The organism is Mariniflexile maritimum (assembly GCF_009746565.1).
Taxonomy (GTDB): domain Bacteria; phylum Bacteroidota; class Bacteroidia; order Flavobacteriales; family Flavobacteriaceae; genus Mariniflexile; species Mariniflexile maritimum.
The window spans coordinates 53,907-73,213 of record NZ_WRPN01000012.1 but is presented as its reverse complement, the minus strand read 5'-3'; the positions used below and the strand labels follow the sequence as shown (position 1 = coordinate 73,213).

The following is a 19,307-nucleotide window of genomic DNA, read 5'->3' as shown; positions in this document are numbered from 1 at the left end:
TTGTTTTTAATATTTTTAAATGCTTTAATCCCATTAAATTTAACAAATGAATCCTCTCATTAAAATTAGCGTTGTTGCTATCCTTTTTTTATCAAATGTAGCTTTTGGTCAAATCAAAAAAGAAAACTATAAAAAGCATGCTTCATATCAAGTAGAAAAATGGGAAGTTTTAGATATCAGTTTTGTTTCTAAAACACAATTAAAATCTCCATTTACGGCAGATTTTCATGCCATTTTTACGCACGAAAATGGCACAAAGCAAGAAGTGCCAGGGTTTTACAATGGACAAAATGAATGGATAATACGCTTTTCCAGTTCGCAAAAAGGCAAATGGCGTTTTGAAACAAAAGGAGATTTAGCTGAATTATCCGGAAAAAAGGGAAATATCATTGTTGAAAATAATAAAGAAAACAATCACGGAGCCATTGTAATCAATAAAGAAAATCCTCAGCATTTTTATTATGAAGATGGCACACCTTACTTCTTACTGGCTTTTGAATGTGACTGGTTATATGCATTGGATTATCACAACGATAAGGGCATCCCTAAAACAAATCACTTATTGGATTTAATAGGGCAGAATGGTTTCAATCAAATTGTAATGAATGTGTTTTCGTATGATGTAAATTGGGAAAAAGACGAAAAATTAAAAGAGCATCCTGAACACGAATTTGGTGGTCCTGCAGCTATTTTTCCTTTCCCAGGAACAAACCAAGAACCTGACCATTCCGCATTAAATCCAGAATTTTTTCAAAAATTTGACCGTACCATTAGCCTAATGCATGATAAACGGATTGTATCCCACCTCATGATTTACGTTTGGAACAAGTTAGTAACTTGGCCAGATATGGATACCGAGGCAGATAATATGTATTTTGATTATATAGTAAAGCGCTATCAAGCTTTTCCAAATGTGGTCTGGGATATTTCAAAAGAAGCCTTGTATTACGGAAGGGCAGATGAAGATTATATACATGGAAGAATAAAAAGATTGAGAGAACATGACAAATTTAACAGATTGTTATCGGTACATGATTTTAAATATTGCTCAAGGTTTCCAGATAACGTTGATTTCATTTCTACTCAAAATTGGTCGCATAATCTTTACGACAAGATGCTTGATGCGATAACAAAATATAAAGACAAACCCATTTTTAATATAGAACACGGCGGTTATGAAGAATCTCCTTATGTGGTTTTTACAGGCGATTATACCAATGCAGAAATTTGTTTGCGCCGAAATTACATGTGCCTATTTGCGGGTGTTTACACAACCTATTATTGGCAAGGTGCTTCATGGAATGTTATTATTTATAACCCGTTTGAACTATCTGATGATTTTATCAAACCAAAATTTGAATACTTCAATCACATGAAAAAGCTATTTACCCTGTTTGATTTTAGTACAATGACACCATTGCCATGGCAAAACGGAAGTGCCTATAATTTAACTGATGACAATAAAACGGTTTTATTATATATTCATAAAGAAAACTATGGTATAGATGCCGCTTTCCTAAAAAAGAAAGATGAAAATAGAACATTGCAATGGTTTAATACTTTAACAGGGGAATTCACGAAAATTGAAACAGAAAATACAAAACCCCGCAAATTTATTTCTCCATGGCGGGAAGAGGCCGATGCCATACTCATATCTAGGCTGATTGACTAAAAAACGATTTAGAACATAAATTTTTAAGAATGAAAAAAAACATTTTATCCCTAGTTTTAATTATTATAGCAACCACTGTTTTTGCTCAAGATAGACCCAATGTAATAGTTGTTTTAGCCGATGATATTGGTGTTGGAGATATTTCACAATATAGACGATTACACTCTGAAAATATTATTGTGGAAACACCTACACTGGACCAATTAGCAAAAGAGGGCATTATGTTTACAGATGCCCACTCGCCTGCCGCTTTATGTGCACCTACACGCTACGCCATTATGACGGGGAACCATTGCTACAGAAGCTATGCGCCCAGAGGTGTTTGGGGCAGTTATCAACCTTCGCCCATAGAGCCCGGTCAACTTACTTTAGGGCATTTAATGAAGCAAGCGGGCTATAAAACATCCTTCTTTGGAAAATGGGGATTTGGAATGGATTTCGCCAGAAAAGATGACCCAAATATAATTTACAGAGGTCCAAGAAACAAACCAGAATTAGATGTTGACATTACAAAAGTTATGGATAAAGGCCCTCAACAAAATGGTTTTGACTATAGTTTTATGTATCCGGCAGGCATTCAAGACGCTCCTTATGCGGTTTATGAAAATGGCGTTATGGTGCCTTTGAATAAAAATTCGGAAATTGTTCAAATTACACAAAAAAACATGGACAAAATTGGGTTCAAGCTTGATAAAATGGAAGGTTTAGGAGATAGTTACTGGAATCCTTTTGAGGCTGGAGAGCTGCTAGTGAACAAAGCTGTTGATTTTATTAAAAAAAGCAGTAACTCCGAAGCACCTTTCTTCATGTATTATTGCACACAAGCTGTCCATAAACCCCATACGCCTTCAAAAACATTGAATGGCATAAAAATAGCGGGAACCACACCTTCAAACCATCTAGATATGGTTAAAGAATTAGATGTTCAAATGGAAATGCTGGTGAACGCCCTTAAAGAAAAAGGCATTTATGAAAACACGCTTTTTATAGTCACTTCAGATAATGGCGGATTGTTGATACCGGAATCGATTAGATCTGGCCATAGTTCCAATGACGTGTATAGAGGTGGCAAAAACCAAGCCTATGAAGGTGGCCATAGAGTGCCATTTATTGCGCATTGGCCAAATAAAATCAAAACCCATTCAATTTCAGACAAACCCATTTTAGGTATTGATATCATGGCAACGCTTGCCGCTTTAACAAATCAAAACATAGATGATAATCAAGCTATGGATTCGTCAAATTTATTACCCATTCTACTGGATGAAAAAAACATCGCGCCTCATCCATTTCTAATCACGCAATCTGGAACAGGAAATGAAGCCATGATTACAGAAGATGGATGGAAATTAATCATAAAACTCAAAAATGAAGACGCATTTGAAATCGATCAAGAACTCATAGCGCTTTTTAATTTGAATGAAAACCCTTTTGAAATTGAAGCACAGAATTTAATAGATAATCCCATTTATCAAGACAAAGTAGCGCATTTATTAAATATTTATAACCAAACAAGAGCTAGTAAAGTAAACACAGGGATAAAATAAATAGGATGATAAATAATTTAACCCTGAGTTTTTAAACTTACACATATTTTAGGATAATGTCATAACAACATTGTTAAGGATATTTATAAAACATATATTTAACAATGTTATTAACCCTTTTCTATCTCTCGTAAAATATAATTCACTACAAAGCGTCTTATTGCTTAACCAGTTTTCCTACCAAACCATTGTTGGTTTTCACAAAATAAATCCCTGTACCTAGTTCAGATATATCCATATCTTTCAAATTTTTAAATTGCTTCACTTGGATTCCCGAAATGGTAAATACTTTAACCTCTTTTATACTGTGAGAGTCTGATAAATTAAAAATTCCTCTTGTGGGATTTGGATAAATCTTTAGTTGTTCTAACTTCCCAATATCATCCACACTTGCTGTTGGTAAAGTTCGAATATCTCTATTGAAATTAAAAACCTGCATGGTTACTGTGCTAATATGGCCTCCAGAATCTGGATAAGTAATCTCAATAGTGTTATTGGTTTGAATAAGGTTAAATGGAACTGGTATCTCCAGAACTCCAAAAAAGCGTTCTCTTTGGGCCTGATCATAACCTCTCCAATCAGTAGGGATTGAGATGGATGTATTATTCACTTTTATTGAACTAGGAAATACACTTAACCCGTGAGGTCTGCCAACTCCCAATCGCAATACCGCTTCTCCAAAGGTGTTTTTAGAAACCGCATTGATTTGAAATGTTTCAACTTGACTTGCCGTAATTGGTTTCAAATAATCGGTAGCATAATATTTGGTCTCGGTGTTTGTATCGTTTATAGAAACATTATTGGCAAAAGTTACTTCTAAAATCATAGTCGCCTCGGCACCCAACGTTACTGTTTTAGTATTTGTTGGAATAGATTCATCTGATAATATGGGTGTTACGTTATCCAAATACAGATGCTTTTTATTTATGGAATTAATCGTGCCAAATTGTGTATCAATTATTGATAAATCAATATCTTTTGAAACAAATTCCAGATTATTAAGAATGATATAAGCTTTCGCTCCATCCACATAGGCATCCACTTGGATATCTAAATCATCAGACGTAGTATCTACCCTGGTGCCTTTTACTTTGCTCCACAATTGGTAAAACTTTACCATATCAGTATATACCCAATTACCCGTATAGCCATAACCAGGAACAAAAGTTGTAGGTTCATCCTGTTGTCTCATCAACCTATTATTGTACGGAATGTTGCCAACGCTTCCCCAAATAGCTTTTACTACAACAAAAGGAAGTGCTTTGGCTATATTATCTGGTCTTTCTAACATAGACATGAGTTGAGAACTGGTAGTTTTAACCCAAAGCCAATCTCTATAAGGAGACCAAGGCTGGTTTCTTTGACCATTCATCACGCCTCCCATTTCGGAGATAACAAGCGGTTTTACAAAACCGAATTTCATGGTACTGTACTGCTCCATCATATCAAAAGTAGCTTCTATATTACTACCACTTCTTAAATCAATGGTGCCATCCGTTTTAGAAGCGATGTCATATAAATGAATTGAAAAGAAATCCATGTTAGCTCCAGCTACATCCATAAAAAGTTTCCATCTTTTGTGCCAACGCTGAAAATCCCCTTTTTCAAAATTAGGAAAAGCCGTAGTGTAACCTCCAACTTTAGTATTGGGAGCTTGTGCTTTAATAGCCGCCGCCGCTATATTATGAAAATCGGCAATATCTTGAATATCGTTTGTAAAATCCTGTGGGCCACCCAATCTTTCATAAGCTGGCTCGTTAATTACCTCTACCCAACTAGGGAGTGGTTCACCATTATTTCCATGAAACTCATTGATATAGCGCCCCATGTACTCTCCAGTAGCAGTACCATTGGCCAAAAACCATCCTTGACCAGTTGCTACTTGACCAGCACCCGTCCAAAATGGATTTAATTGACCACCTAAGATGAGTTGATTTCTGCTTTCGTAGGCATGCCAGTTGGTATTTGAAGCATAAACATTGCGTCTTGCCAAACCTCTTGATGCAATGCTATTTGTTCCTGTAGGCTTTGCATATCCCGGTCTTGATGGATCTTGATCAACGTTATTCAAATTATAAGTTATACCTCCGGTATCTCTACCTAAATACACATCGAGTCCATTTAAAAAATGGTCCCGAAGGTCAATGGGGTTATTATTCGTGTCCCTATTGTTCCCATCCCATTCGGCTTCCACTTGGTTGGCATGGATCCCAATATATTTTGCGCGTTCAAATGTTTCTTTACCGCCAACAATATGTTTCGCATTCAAGGTAACATTCACTTTAGGGTTGGTAACAACTTGTTGGGAAATAGTAACATTTCTACTATCGTTTGCGCCACCATTACTAACCGTCCACATAAACATATGTAAAAAATAATAGTTTCCTGCTGGCAAGGTTGTGGGTACGTTGGAAGCAATTGTATAAGTTGTGGAAAACGTATCAGCATTGGGCTGTTGCCCAGAACCTTCATTTCGCACAAATGAGCTACCATAGGTGTTTACCACAGCATTTGAAGCATTTTTTTCTTGCAGAACCACCTGAACATAGCTAAAGTCGCCTGTTGTACTATAGGTAAAGGTCATATTAATAACTTGACCAGGATAAAAATTCTGAGTGCCCTTAGGCCCATAATCTGCTGAATTCACCCATAAAAATGAGTTTTGTCCAAAACTAAAGACACTAATCAATATAAAGCTTAATAGGCTAATTGTTTTCATAACAATACTTTTTTATTAAAATATTAAAGCGCATTAAAGTTATCATTTTCAGCCATAATTCAAAAATTAGGTGCTGGATAAAAACTTGACATTTCTGTTAATTTAATTGAATGATTTTAACCAATTGTTAAAAATAATTAAAAAAAACCTCTCCTTTTCAAGAGAAGTTTTTTAAAAAATAAAAGCCTCTACCAAGCTAATTTTTGATGAATTTTTTGGTTGTTGAGGCGCCTTCTTCAGATTTTACTGTTAAAAAATACATCCCACTACTTAACGATGAAATATCAATACGCTTTACACCAATTTTAGTAAACATGGTTTGACCTGTGATATTTGAAACTTCTACCGATGCCATTTTACTTGATGTAGAGATATTTAAAACATCATTGGCAGGATTTGGGTAAATTGCAAAATCTACAGTTTTGTTGGATGAAACACCTAAAGTTGCTCCACCTATAAGAAATTCATTTACAGTAAAAGGAGTTAAAGCACCCATACTTTGTGAATGAACAAAGAAACGACCTCCCTGAAGTGGATCTCCATTTGTAAGAACATCATATAAGGCTTGATAAATACCCGTTTTAACACCTATTGGAGAAGTTTCGGCGGTGGTTACATTTTCAATTCTAGCGGAAAATGTAGAAGTAGCTGCCGTTGCTCCAAGCGCAATCTCAATGGTAACTCTATAAACTCCTTTTCCGTCCAAAGAAATTCCAGGAGCCTGCATCCCATCAAATTGTGCCATTACATTATTAGAAAAACTATTAAGATATAAACTCTTTGTCGTTACATTATTAGTTGAAAGAATACGCACACCCTCAATTTGATTGTTAGTTACATCCAGTAAAGGCCTAAAACCAAAAACCCCTAGATAATCACCGTCATTCGTGTTAAATCCAGCACCTGGGGCACCAAATTCCACCAAAATAGTTGCAGAAATCTTTTGTCCTATGGGTGCCTTAAACGGATTACGATAAATAGCTCTTGAAAAAGCTACATTACTTGTAATACGGTTATTGGCATCATCAACAGTGTACTGTGCCGCGGTTCCAACTAACCATTGTGGGTGATTTTGCAAAGGCCCATCAACATAGGACGGATCGCTAAAATTTACTAATTGGCTATGAGCTGTAAAAGCCATCGCAGCGAAAGCTAAAATAAAATAATTTTTTTTCATAATAATGATATATTAGTTTAATTAATAACTTCAAAATTACAATGCATCCTTACTTTAATAATAAATTCCAACTCGACTAGAACTATACAAGGTTCATTTTTTTTGTTTTTTTAAGTTAATCCATCCTATATGCTTCGTTTAAATACTATTTTCTGTAAGATTACTAGAACCCATATATAATGGAACAATGAAATCAAAATAAACTGTTTATGAATATCATGAAGATTCTAAGTATTGCATAATTTATTGTTTTCTAAAAAACATTTACTTGAGATAGTGTTGCTTGTTATATTATTGGAACGAGCTTACATATAAAATCTCTATTTTATATCTGTTTAGTTGTAGTCTAGTCAGCATTCAATATTATTTCAAAATTAATAGCCACTTTTGTACAACTATTTTTTAATGAAGAAACAAATCGTTATGAGAAAAATTTCAATTACCTTTTCTAAAATACTCCTTATTTTAATTATAGCAATAGTATATCTTGGCTGTAGCGGACAAGACGACCCTAACAAAGACGAAGAAGTAATTATCGACCCTCCCGTTGTAAGTGAAGTGGCATTCTTACCAAGCGCAGGAACAGGTAAAATATGGACCTTGCAACCTAAAGTTTCCAGTGAATTTAATTACACCGATGGAAAAGCATCGACTGAGTTTACCAACAATTGGCAAGATACGTTTTTTAATGGTTGGACAGGACCAGGGATAACCCGCTACACACCTGGGCAATCGTCCATAGCTAATGGCGAACTTATATTTAAAGCCAATATAGTAGGAAACACCATCCAAACGGGGTGTGTAACCTCAAAAACCAAAGCAGTGTACCCCATGTACATGGAAGTAAGAGTAAAACTTAGTGAATCTGTCTTGTCATCGGCGGTATGGATGTTGAGTGAAGATTCTACGGAAGAAATTGATAATTTAGAAGCTTTTGGTGAAAAAACAAACACTTATTTCTCGAAACGTTTGCATTTAAGCCATCACGTATTTATTAGAAGCCCTTTTCAAGATTACCAACCTACAGGTGAAGCTACTTGGTATGCAGATGGCAAAAACACTATTTGGTCTGATGATTTCCATAATTACGGTGTCCTGTGGGAAGACCCCTGGTCGTTATCTTACTATGTAGATGGCAAACTTGTTAGGAAAACCCCCACTTCAGAAATTGACCCTAAAAATTATACCAATGGAGCCGGTTTAACCAAACCTATGTACATGATAATAAGTGCTGCGGCACAATCGTGGAGAGAAACTCAAGGCATTACCTTTCTTACAGATCCATCGGTAACCAATGAAGCAAAAACAGTGATGCGCGTAGATTGGATTCGCGTTTACAAACCAGAATAAGTAATTTTTCAGGTTTTAGTCATTTATATTATTAAAGTTATTATTCTCTTTTCCAAATAGTATCCGAAGCTACCAGCACATCGGCATTCTGTATTAAGATTATCAATAATAATTTTCAAAAATAACCTTAACTATTTATGCTATAAAGTATAGGCATAGTCGTTTTTAGGAAGAAGAAATAAGGATTTATAATATATTTTTTCACCTATTATATAAAATTATGAAATATCATTATTGCATTGTTGCCCTTTGTTGTTATTTTCAGTTGGCGGCCCAAACTTATTCAGGCACCGTTACAGATAAAAATTCCGGCATCCCCATTAACAATGCCAAAATAAAATTAGTTGAAACCAATCAAGAAACCATCACAACCAATAATGGGCAATTCACTTTTTCCGTTACTGATAATTCACAGCGTAGCTTACAGATAAATAAAGAGGGTTATATGTTTGAAGACATAAGAAATCTTGCCCCATCAACAAATTTATCCATACAATTAAGAGCCAAAATAAAAAGCGCAGCAACCCTGCGCTGGGAAAATTATATATCTAATTGCACCGTTTATAACACCCCGAATATTCCTGATAATCCCGAATGGAATGTGGCATTTAAAAAAACAAATTTAACTGGAGATTTTGCTCCAAATGCAACTTATACGCGCCGCGACCCAAGTGCCATTATTCAATATGATGGGTTATATTATGTTTGGTACACTTATAAAATTTCCCAACCCTCTACATATTTTGGAACAACCAATGTGAATGACAACGTTTTCCCTTGGGATTATAGCGATATTTATTATGCCACATCCCCCGACGGATATCAATGGACAGAACAGGGACCCGCAGTAGTACGTGGTGCTTCTGGAAGTTTTGATGACCGCTCGGTTTTCACACCCGAAATTTTAGCCTACAACAATAAATTTTATTTGGTATATCAGGCAGTGAAGCACCCCTATACACAGCGTGTAAAAAACACCGTTGCCATGGCTGTTGCAGATTCGCCTTCTGGACCTTGGACAAAACTTGAAGAGCCTATATTGAGAGCTACCGATAATGGAATATGGAATCCAAACTCAACGAGCAGATTTGATGCTTTAGAGCAGGGTGATTTTGATAGTCAAAAAGTACATGACCCGTGTATTATGGCTTACAAAAACAAATTTTACCTGTATTATAAAGGAGAACGCATGGGTGAAAAACAATATTGTGGAGAGCGCGAAATTAGATGGGGTGTAGCCATAGCCGATAAACCAACAGGGCCTTATGTAAAATCTGAATACAACCCCATTACCACAACAGGACATGAAGTGAGCGTTTGGAATTATGATAGTGGCATTGCCATTATTCAAAAATTAGATGGCCCCGAACGTGGTTCTGTGCAATATGCAACTGATGGTTTAAATTTTGAAATGACAGGAAAAGCAACCGATGTTCCTGATGCATTAGGAATTTTTAGACCCAATGCTTCTGGAGTTACACCAACCTTTGGAATTTCTTGGGGGTTGGCCCACGTCCTTAAATGGGATGGTCAAGTTCAAGGTGGCTGGATGCATTTAGAGCGTTTCGATTTAATTAAACCCATAATACCTCCATCAAATTCTGCATTAATAATTGAGGCAGAAAGTTATATCACCACAAAAAATGACGTTGGGTTTACGCCTGGTGGTTATAATGGTGTTAACAGAACAGCAACAGGCGTCAATTTTGTTAACAGGCAAGATTGGATGGAATTTACGGTTAACATTCCTGAATCTGGCAATTACGAACTCACCTATCTAATAGGTACCATTAATAATAATGCGCATGTAGAAATGCAAATTGATGGCGTTGTAGTAGCAGACACCAAAGTAAATAATACTGGAGGATGGGATAAATATGAATTTTTAAGGGACACTAATAAACTTATAGAAATTCAAGCAGGCACCCATACCATTCGTATCACAGCCAACGGTAGTGATGATTGGCAATGGAATATGGATAAATTTTATTTAGAAAAAAAGAGTGAAATCAGTCTTTCTGTACCTGCCTTTTTATTAAAAAATAACAAAGAACTAATAATTTATCCGAATCCTTCAAGTTCATTTTTAAATATTAAAAACTTCAGCACCGAAGTAGGTTATGTATTATATGATTTTTTTGGTAAAAGAATAAAAAAAGGAAAAACCGCCCCTGACAAACCCATTGAAATTCATAATTTACAAAAAGGAATTTACTTTTTGACAGTTGGAGATACAGACAAACAATCTGTGCTCTTTGTTAAAAAATAGCTGTGGTTTTCCTTATTGCACTTCAATAGCGCCCATGTCCGGCAATCCGCTAATTTTATTACCCAAAATGTCTGTTTTAACTTTAAGTCCTCCATTGATTCCTATAGTATCTCCAGGAATATTGGTTATTTCAATCCCTTTATTTTTTATCAATTCTATATTCTGGGGGATATAATCTTCTATTTCAAGACCACCCAAATTCTTGAATTCAGGATTCCCGTATAAAGGACTTATATCTGTAATCATCGCTCCAGTAGGCCAAATATTTGCATTGAGATACAAATTATTCTTAAAAACCACGTTCTTGATAGGGCCGTTTTCCAGCCTAAAAGGAACTCGATGGTCTTCAATAAGTTTTCCTTCAATATAAAAAATATTATTGGCAATTAACACCCCATCGGTAAGTCTGTTAAAGCCAATTTCCGGGTTTATGCCTTCTTTTACATAGATCGTATTATTATACAGATAAGTGTTAAAAGGGCCGATTGGATTTTTATCAAAACCAACAAACCCTGTTAGAATCATGGTAACACCGGCTCCTAGAGTTTTCCCTTTAATATCCAATCGGGATCCATCATTAATACTCACATTGTATCGATAAGTACAGTTGTAGTTATTACCCAATACTTCAATAAAACCCCCAGCATTATTTTCACTAAGGTTATATTGAACAATGACGTTTTTATTATTAAAATCGATATGGCATCCCGCCGAATCTCCCGGTCCATTAGCATTTCTAAAGATATTATGTTCTATTACAGCATTTAAACACCCCCAAACCCATAAGCCACTTCCACGTCCCCATTTACGGGAATCATCTGCACTTCCAGAAAAGTTGGTCGTGTTTCCTTTAAAATGGATATTATCTACCACCGATGCTTGCATGGCAGGACCTCCAGCTCTAATAACGTGATTGTCGTAAACCTTCACATTTTTAATGTTTTTTTCGTGACTGGTACTAAGCCCATGATTTCCTGTGAATCGAATTCCTGAATGGGCTACATTATCAACTAAACATTTTGAGATTGTTATATCCTTAAGTAAGGCTTTTTCATTGGAATTGATAACCCTAATGCCCCAGCCATAATTTTGGTTACCGTTTCCTGTTAAAACTTCTTCGGCACCTCTGTTAAAACCTTCTTGTTCCAAAAAGATGTCCCTAACGTATAGATTTTCCAATATCATATTTTCAAAAACACCGTCCTGTAGCGCAGTTATCAGTATGCCACAGCGCAAATAGTTTTTACCTTCAACGTAACCTTCAATACCTCCGCCATTTGCTGTAATTTCAATATTGCTGATTTTAATATTGGAACAATCTTGGATTAAGATGCCATTGAACCTTCCTTTCGCATCAACAATTGGCTTTTTGGTGCCGTTGCCATAACTTGAAATTAAAATGGGTTTATCCCTTTCGCCAGCAACACCCAATAATTCGATACTGCCAGAAAACGTTTCCCCTTTTTTTAGGAAAACACAATCCCCAGCCTTTAACTTCAAATTCTTTATGATTGAAAGGTTTTTAAAAGGAGTTTTTATGGATGTGCCATTGTTAGTATCTTTCCCAGTTTTAAAACTGAAATAATAATCGGTTGCAAATGTTTGAATACCTGCAAATAAAATTATTAGAAATGTAAATTTTTTCATTTTTATATTTTAAATATTTTGATGTAATATTAAAATTGAATAGCAATACACGAAGGTTAATCTGTTGTAATTAATGTATTTATCCTTGTGAAAGTAAATTAAGTTTTGAAATAATTTGGTGATTACTATTAATCAATATAGAAGTCAACTAAAATTTTAATAAATGTAATTATCGATTAAAACTTCGTGATTTTCTTAATTTGTTTTTCCAGCATATTTTTTAAAAAGAAAGCTGCCTCATTTAAAATAAGACAGCTTTTTTCTTCATAAAATTAACACAGATTGTTAAGGTCTTAAATTTAATTTTTTAATTGTAATGTCATCCATGTAAACTGTAACCGGACTGATAGGACCCGCTATATTGTTTCGAAGTCTTATTATAAGTTTAGCAGAGGCAGCTGGAATGGTCACTTTGATACTTCCATATACCCATTGATCCTTTGGTGAGGCTTGCGTAAAGTAATGCGTAGCTACATTTGGGTCAATATTTGAAGCGCCTGTGTTTATAAACGTTCGCATTTCAACTTCACTAGAACCAAATGTATTGGAACTAGGGAGATAAGCCCAAACGCCAATTTCATAAGTACCACCAGAAACTAATGGGAAGTTAATATCACCAGTATCAGCGCCATCTGTTGTGTTTACCAAAGCTGCAACTCCCCCATTTAAAACCGTCAATTTAAAAGCGCTGTTCCCTGAGTGTACTTGCTCGTTAGTATAAACATAGTTGCTATTGGCCGCTGTACATGGGCCACAAAAAGTAGTAAACTTTCTCCAATTGTTACTTACAATGCCGCCTTTTTCATAGCCATAGTCATAATTGGTGGCCTCCAATATGTTAACACCAGCAGTTGTAGCAGGTATATCGGTAAACGTTGTAGAAAACACACCATCACTTGACACTAATGAATTAACGCCATTGTAAGAGACTAATGCTTTATCGTCATCATAAACAGTTTGACCATTCAGTGTTATCGTAAGAATATTTGTATCTGGAGTATTACGCACAATTGTAGCAATAGTAGATGCAAGAGTTGCATTGTTTTTATCAGTTAATTTTATAGAAAAGTCACTAACCTTAATGGAAGCATCATCTATTTCTCTGCTAAATACAAGTGTAATTTTACCATTTTGCTTTTTAACCTCTAGAAGGTTTATAGGGTCGGTTGAAGGTATTACCGTTATAAGGTCTGTGAAAATAGTTTTTTCTTCACCAGAAGGTCTTACAGTGTTAGCTAAAAGCTGAAAATTATAATTCCCGGTTTTGTTATAGCGCACATCGAGCGTCTTTTTATCAGTCGATAAATTAACCACCGTACCTCCCGTTGTCCATGCAATATTAGCTGGTGCTCCTTCTACAGATTCTATGATAAATCGAACCATGCGCCCTGCAGTGATTTGATTTTTTGCACCATTCGCTAAATTTAATTGTGCACCAACAGAACCATCAGCATTTAATGCAAACGCCTTAAGGACTGTTTTAATTTTTGGAAGTACTGTTACTACGATAGTAGAAGATACATTGCTCCCAATAGGATTTGGACTATTCAAATCATAAGCATCACCCTTAAAGACCTGATTTAAAGTAATATCGTAAGTACCTGGCGTATTAAAAAACGCTTTAACATTTTGTTCTGTTGACGTTACGTTATTATCTGAACCTTCAATATCCGCAACACCTTCTGGAAATGTCCATAATCTGGATACAACACCAGACGAAATATCACCAAAAGTAATACTGCCACCCACTCTAATAGTGTTTGCGAAATTCATTTGAGAGGTTACTATAACCCTGCTATTCGCCTCTGGTAAATCGAGATTGTCGTATATGTCATTACAAGACAGTATGCCTAACGCAATGGCTAAAATTGATATTAATAATTTATATTTTGTTTTCATTGTTTTTTATTTACGTTAAGATAAATTATTACAAACCTTTATTTGATTGTTGTTCGGCTGCTGGAAGATAAAAATAATCATGGTCTGCAGACTTATAATTATCGATGCCAATAAGGGATAGTAAATTAACCGAACCTTCTATGTATAAAGGTGGTTGATTGAGAATAGTTCCCAAATTATCCCTTCGCCATTTTAGGTCATTACCCATTGTAGTTAGTACATTTTTTACAATGCCCCAACGCACTAAATCTCTCCATCGATGTCCCTCGAAACAAAGTTCTAAAGGTCTTTCAACCATTTGAATATGTGTCATGATGTTCTCTTTTGTAGGGCTCACCATTGGTTGTGTGCCATGAACTTGTTTACTAATATGCAGTTGTGGAAACGTATTGCCATTTGCATCTAAATACTGCTGCAATGTTTTAACTCCGGCTCTCTTTCTAACTAAGTCAATATATTTTATGGCCTCAGCAACATTAGAGCTTTCATTTAAAACAGCCTCTGCATACATTAAATACACATCGGCCAAACGGATATGCCTAAAATTGATGCCGCTTCTTGCTAAAGGTATTTCGGAGGTCCCTTGATACCAGTTGGTGTATTTTTTAACTAATGCCGTTAATCCTAAACCTCTATACGAGTGTACATTTTTGTTTGTTTTATCTACCCCAAAATATAGACCTTCAAAATCTTTAGGGCAAATAGAAGCTGAAAGACGTCTGGAATGGCTATTACCAGTATTAATTGGGTTAGCAGGATCTACTTCGTCATTTGTAAATAGTTCATGTAAAAACAAACTTGAAACCACGGTGTTAAAACCTCCAAATCCTCCAATAGAAGCATAATTTGATGCTATGGCATTCGATTCGCCACCTGAAACACCAGGAACATCATCTACATTATTCCCATTGGCTCCAGGGTTTGCAGTTGAACTGTAAGCGACCTCTAGAATGGATTCTGAATTAAATTCGTTTTGATCTGTAAAATTATCCAACGACTTTGGGGTTAATGCATATACATTCGAGTCAATAACCTCCTTAAAATCAGAAGCAGCAGGCCCCCATTGTTTTGCATATAAATAAACTTTTCCTCGCAACGAAGTAGCCGTTCCAGAAGTAACCCTTCCTCTATCTTCACTATTTGCCCATATTTTAGGTAAATTTAATCTCGCATAATTCAAATCGGGAATAATTACTTGATTATTCACCTCTTCTATGGTACTTGTTGGTTTATTTAAATCGGTAGTTGAAATTTCTGTGCGGATAACTGCTTTACCATACGTGTGAATCAACTCAAAATAAAAAAAGGCGCGCAAACATTTAGCCTGTGCTAAAATTTGTTCTTTTTCATTTGCCTTAAAAATGGCAGGGTCGGCTATTTCAATATTATTAATTACTTGATTCGCCCTAAAAATACCAATATATAACTGATTCCATTTATTAACCAATTGTTCACTATTATCGGTATAGGTTAATTGTCTGAAAATATTCCATCTTCCAAAAAAAGAATAAGTATCTGCAAGATCAGTTCTAATTATTTCTTGGGATAAACCACTACCACTAATACCTTGAAATTGCATGGCTGCATATACTGTGGTTAGTGCGCTATTAAACTGGCTACTTGTTTTCCAAAATGTAGCATCAGTAATAGAGTTTGGATTATTAACCGTTAAGAATTCCTCCTCAGAACAACTTGTGAAAGACAACATGCAGCATGCGGTAACTGCAATGGCCAATGCCTTGATATTTATTATAAATTTTATCATTTTTTTCATAATTAATTATTAAAATTTAATTTTAGCCCCTAGAACAAATCTTCTAGCTACCGGATAATTACCTCTATCAACACCTCGGGTACTAATACCATTACCCCCAACTTCTGGGTCGTAACCCGTGTAATTGGTAAATGTAAAAGGGTTAAAGCCTGTTACATAAAACTTAACACTTGTCATTTTAATTTTATCCATCAACTCTTTAGGCAGAGAATAACCTAGCGTGATGTTACGAATTCTTAGATAAGTACCATCTTCTAGCCAATAATCAGATCTTGCCCGCACACTTTCGGTAGCCTCACTGTTTCTAAAGCTAGGAATATCAGAATTAGGATTTTGTGGGGACCATTGGTTAAACTGGTCTAAGTGTCTTCCTTGAGTATAGGCAAAGAAACGTGCGCCATTAAACAATTCGGCACCATAGGATAAATAGGATTGAACGGTTAAATCCCAGTTTTTGTAAGTCAAATCAATATTTAAACCTGCTTCAAATTCCGCTTGACCAGAACCAGCATACACTCGGTCGGCTTCATCAATTTTAGTATCACCATTAATATCGGCGTATCGTATATCTCCTTTTCTAGCTGATGAATTAATTTTTTGATATTCAATTAAATCTGCATCGGTTTTAATAACGCCCTCATTTTTCAATAAAAAGAAGGCTCCCGCTTCATGGCCCACAGCAAAAAACGTGGTTTGATCGATACTATTTCCTAATGAAAATGTTGGCCTACCATCTGGATAACCGCGCACAATGCCGTTTAAATCAACTATAGTATTAATATTTTTTGTAAAGGTTGATGAAATATTATATTTCAAACCATTTTTAAATTCACTTTTATATCCTAAAGCCAATTCAATCCCTTCGTTGGTCATTTTACCAGAATTAATAAAAATGGGGTTATAAACGGTTTCAGCATTTGGAGCTGTTGTACCTCCAGAAGGTGGTGTTTGAAATGGCAATAACATGTCTTTTTTGTCATTACTATAAATATCACCAGTAAAGGTCAATTTGTTTTTAAACATGGCAAAATCGATACCTATATTTTTAGAAGTACTCGTTTCCCATTTCAAGTCTGGATTTGAATATCGTCTTTGAATTAATCCGGAAGCCAACGTTTCATTTGGGCCAAATAAATAATTAACGCCAGTCTCTATCTGGGTTGCTGCAACATAAGGCTGAACATCTTGGTTCCCTACTTGGGCATAACTTGCTCTTAATTTTAAACTATTTACTGTTTTTCCAATAGCCGAGTTTTTAAAGAATCCTTCTTCAGAAACATTCCACCCCACAGATGCGGAAGGAAAAGAAGCATATCTATTTTTGGTTCCAAATTTTGAAGAACCGTCTCTACGCACACTTAAAGATACTAAGTAACGTTCATCGTAACTATATTGGATTCTTCCTAGAATACCGGCCAATGTATAGTTGTTTATAAAACTTGTTGGCGTTGTAGTTGAGAATGCTTGACCTATTTCCTGAGTATCGTTGGTGGGAAATCCAATACCCCCAACAGAAAGTTGTTTGGACGTAAATTCTTCATAAGAAGACACCACAACAGAGCTTAATTTATGTTTGCCAAATTCTTTTTGGTAGCTTAACATATTTTCAATAACCCTTCTATCAGAAAACGTATAATCCTCAGTAAGTTGCGCTTGCAGTGTTGAAGCTGTTGCATTTAGGTTTCCATCTAATCCATAAATAAAATAGGATGGCCTAAAGAATTTTCGTTTGTAATCATATTTATTGTTACTCAAACTTATTTTATACTTAAGATCCTTTACAATCTCATATTCCAGATTTAAGGCGATATTGGACGAAGTGACTTTTCTTTCGTCAATATTTTGTAATTGTTTCGCTAAAAAACCAAAATAAATAGTGTTATCCACAGGAATGTTTACCACGTTATCACCACTAATATCTAAATCACCTAATGGAATCTGCCATGGATTTTGACCAATACTATATTCATATAAAGCAAAAGGTTCTTGATCTCTGTTTTCCTCGGTTAAACCTATTGTAGCAAATGCTTTAAATTTTCCTTTAGTAAATTGAGCCGTTAACCTGGAACTTAATCTATTAAATCCAGATTTAATCAAAACCCCATCTTGGTCATTAAAACTGGTAGCAAAACTTAAACTTAACTCCTTACTTCCACCTGTAATACCCAAATCGTAATTTCTAATCAGGGCATTGTTGTTTTGAACGTCTCCAACAAAATCAGTATCATAATCCAATAATTCTGGAGTTGTTATGAAATATCCTGGAAGATTACCAGAATTCAATACATTATCAACTGAAAAATCTGCAAACAATTGTTGTTGTGTATTCATTAAAGGGGTTCCCGAAGTAATGTTTTGAATACCAGTATAAGTTGATAGCGTTACAGCAAAATTACCGGGCGTCCCTCTTTTGGTTGTAATCAAAACAACACCATTTGATGCTCTTACACCATATATGGAGGCAGCTGCGCCATCTTTAAGGATGTCCATAGTTTCAACTTGATCGGGCGCTATGTTCGGATTGGATTCGTAAGGAACACCATCCACTACATATAATGGTTCCAATTTACCCAATAACGAACCAACACCCCTAATTTGAATATTTGCAGCTTCACCTGGACGCCCACTAGATGCTTGAACATTTACCCCAGCAACCACTCCTTGAAGAGACTCACCGATGTCTGAAACTGGAGCTCGGGAAATAATTTCCGATTTTACCTGGGCAACAGCACCCGTAACTTCCTTTTTCTTCTGCGTACCGTAACCTACAACAACGACTTCATCCAGTTGAGACAAGTTCTCTTCCAATTGAACATTCATGGTGGTCTTGTTCTGTACAGCTATTTCCCGTGTTACATAACCAACATAGCTAAAAACCAATACACTATTAGCTTTTGCCTTAATTTCATAATTACCGTCAAAGTCTGTTACCGTTCCAGTTGATGTTCCTTTAACCAAAACGTTTACGCCTGGTAGTGGCATCTTTTGACCATCGGTAACATTTCCATTAATAGTAATGTTTTGAGATTGAATGGCTCCACAAAGGAGAAAAAACAAAGAAAAGGCCATGATTCCTTTTTTACCCTGTTTAATACATAAGTTTAAATTCATATTATTTATTAGTTTAGTTTTAACGTGGTAAAAGTAGGATACGACCCTTCAGATTTAAAATAAATACACTAATCCAGAACTGAACAAATATTTATTTTTCAAAAAAAAACTAGACCAAAACTGAACATTAACACTCAACACA

10 protein-coding genes are annotated in these 19,307 nt (G+C 35.5%); 4 read left to right on the top strand and 6 right to left on the bottom strand.

Going from position 1 to position 19,307, the window contains the following annotated elements; all coding sequences use genetic code 11:
• Positions 1-46 precede the first annotated feature (46 nt).
• Both GQO80_RS13870 and GQO80_RS13865 read left to right on the top strand, forming a co-directional pair.
• The gene (locus GQO80_RS13870; protein WP_157208967.1) at positions 47-1,672 is read left to right on the top strand and encodes a DUF5060 domain-containing protein; all 1,626 of its coding nucleotides are present in this window, start codon (positions 47-49) and stop codon (positions 1,670-1,672) included.
• A 29-nt stretch (positions 1,673-1,701) separates the two neighbouring features.
• Positions 1,702-3,219: a sulfatase family protein gene (locus GQO80_RS13865; RefSeq protein WP_157208966.1), complete on the top strand. Its 1,518-nt coding sequence runs from the start codon at positions 1,702-1,704 to the stop codon at positions 3,217-3,219.
• A 157-nt stretch (positions 3,220-3,376) separates the two neighbouring features.
• Here the strand turns inward: GQO80_RS13865 and GQO80_RS13860 are convergent, their stop codons facing one another.
• Positions 3,377-5,938, bottom strand: a complete 2,562-nt coding sequence (locus GQO80_RS13860) for a T9SS type A sorting domain-containing protein (RefSeq protein ID WP_157208965.1) — start codon at positions 5,936-5,938, stop codon at positions 3,377-3,379.
• A gap of 196 nt (positions 5,939-6,134) precedes the next feature.
• Entirely contained in the window at positions 6,135-7,115 is a 981-nt protein-coding gene (locus GQO80_RS13855) for a T9SS type A sorting domain-containing protein (RefSeq protein WP_157208964.1), read from the bottom strand.
• A 423-nt stretch (positions 7,116-7,538) separates the two neighbouring features.
• On the opposite strand from GQO80_RS13855, the gene GQO80_RS13850 reads away from it, so the two are divergent.
• On the top strand, positions 7,539-8,465 hold the full coding sequence (locus tag GQO80_RS13850) for a family 16 glycosylhydrolase (RefSeq protein ID WP_198037789.1): 927 nt from the start codon (positions 7,539-7,541) through the stop codon (positions 8,463-8,465).
• 220 nt (positions 8,466-8,685) lie between these two features.
• Positions 8,686-10,734, top strand: a complete 2,049-nt coding sequence (locus GQO80_RS13845) for a carbohydrate-binding protein (protein WP_157208962.1) — start codon at positions 8,686-8,688, stop codon at positions 10,732-10,734.
• 12 nt (positions 10,735-10,746) lie between these two features.
• Here GQO80_RS13845 and GQO80_RS13840 read toward each other — a convergent pair whose 3' ends face one another.
• The 4 genes from GQO80_RS13840 to GQO80_RS13825 all read right to left on the bottom strand — a co-directional run bounded on the left by GQO80_RS13840 (position 10,747) and on the right by GQO80_RS13825 (position 19,165).
• Positions 10,747-12,381, bottom strand: coding sequence for a right-handed parallel beta-helix repeat-containing protein (locus GQO80_RS13840; RefSeq protein WP_157208961.1), 1,635 nt, complete (start codon positions 12,379-12,381; stop codon positions 10,747-10,749).
• Positions 12,382-12,666: 285 nt separating this feature from the next.
• A complete protein-coding gene (locus tag GQO80_RS13835) occupies positions 12,667-14,280 on the bottom strand; it encodes a hypothetical protein (RefSeq protein WP_157208960.1) in 1,614 nt (537 codons plus the stop codon).
• Between the two features lie 28 nt (positions 14,281-14,308).
• Positions 14,309-16,045, bottom strand: coding sequence for a RagB/SusD family nutrient uptake outer membrane protein (locus tag GQO80_RS13830; RefSeq protein WP_232333193.1), 1,737 nt, complete (start codon positions 16,043-16,045; stop codon positions 14,309-14,311).
• Between the two features lie 18 nt (positions 16,046-16,063).
• Positions 16,064-19,165 (bottom strand): SusC/RagA family TonB-linked outer membrane protein, encoded by a 3,102-nt coding sequence (locus GQO80_RS13825; RefSeq protein WP_157208958.1) that lies wholly within the window; start codon positions 19,163-19,165, stop codon positions 16,064-16,066.
• Positions 19,166-19,307 lie beyond the last annotated feature (142 nt).

Excerpts from the sequence above, each read along its gene's own strand:
- GQO80_RS13850 (WP_198037789.1), top strand. The coding sequence starts at position 7,539 with ATGAGAAAAATTTCAATTACCTTTTCTAAAATACTCCTTATTTTAATT.
- GQO80_RS13860 (WP_157208965.1), bottom strand. The coding sequence starts at position 5,938 with ATGAAAACAATTAGCCTATTAAGCTTTATATTGATTAGTGTCTTTAGT.
- GQO80_RS13840 (WP_157208961.1), bottom strand. The coding sequence starts at position 12,381 with ATGAAAAAATTTACATTTCTAATAATTTTATTTGCAGGTATTCAAACA.
- GQO80_RS13845 (WP_157208962.1), top strand. The coding sequence starts at position 8,686 with ATGAAATATCATTATTGCATTGTTGCCCTTTGTTGTTATTTTCAGTTG.
- GQO80_RS13870 (WP_157208967.1), top strand. The coding sequence starts at position 47 with ATGAATCCTCTCATTAAAATTAGCGTTGTTGCTATCCTTTTTTTATCA.
- GQO80_RS13865 (WP_157208966.1), top strand. The coding sequence starts at position 1,702 with ATGAAAAAAAACATTTTATCCCTAGTTTTAATTATTATAGCAACCACT.
- GQO80_RS13855 (WP_157208964.1), bottom strand. The coding sequence starts at position 7,115 with ATGAAAAAAAATTATTTTATTTTAGCTTTCGCTGCGATGGCTTTTACA.
- GQO80_RS13835 (WP_157208960.1), bottom strand. The coding sequence starts at position 14,280 with ATGAAAACAAAATATAAATTATTAATATCAATTTTAGCCATTGCGTTA.
- GQO80_RS13825 (WP_157208958.1), bottom strand. The coding sequence starts at position 19,165 with ATGAATTTAAACTTATGTATTAAACAGGGTAAAAAAGGAATCATGGCC.
- GQO80_RS13830 (WP_232333193.1), bottom strand. The coding sequence starts at position 16,045 with ATGATAAAATTTATAATAAATATCAAGGCATTGGCCATTGCAGTTACC.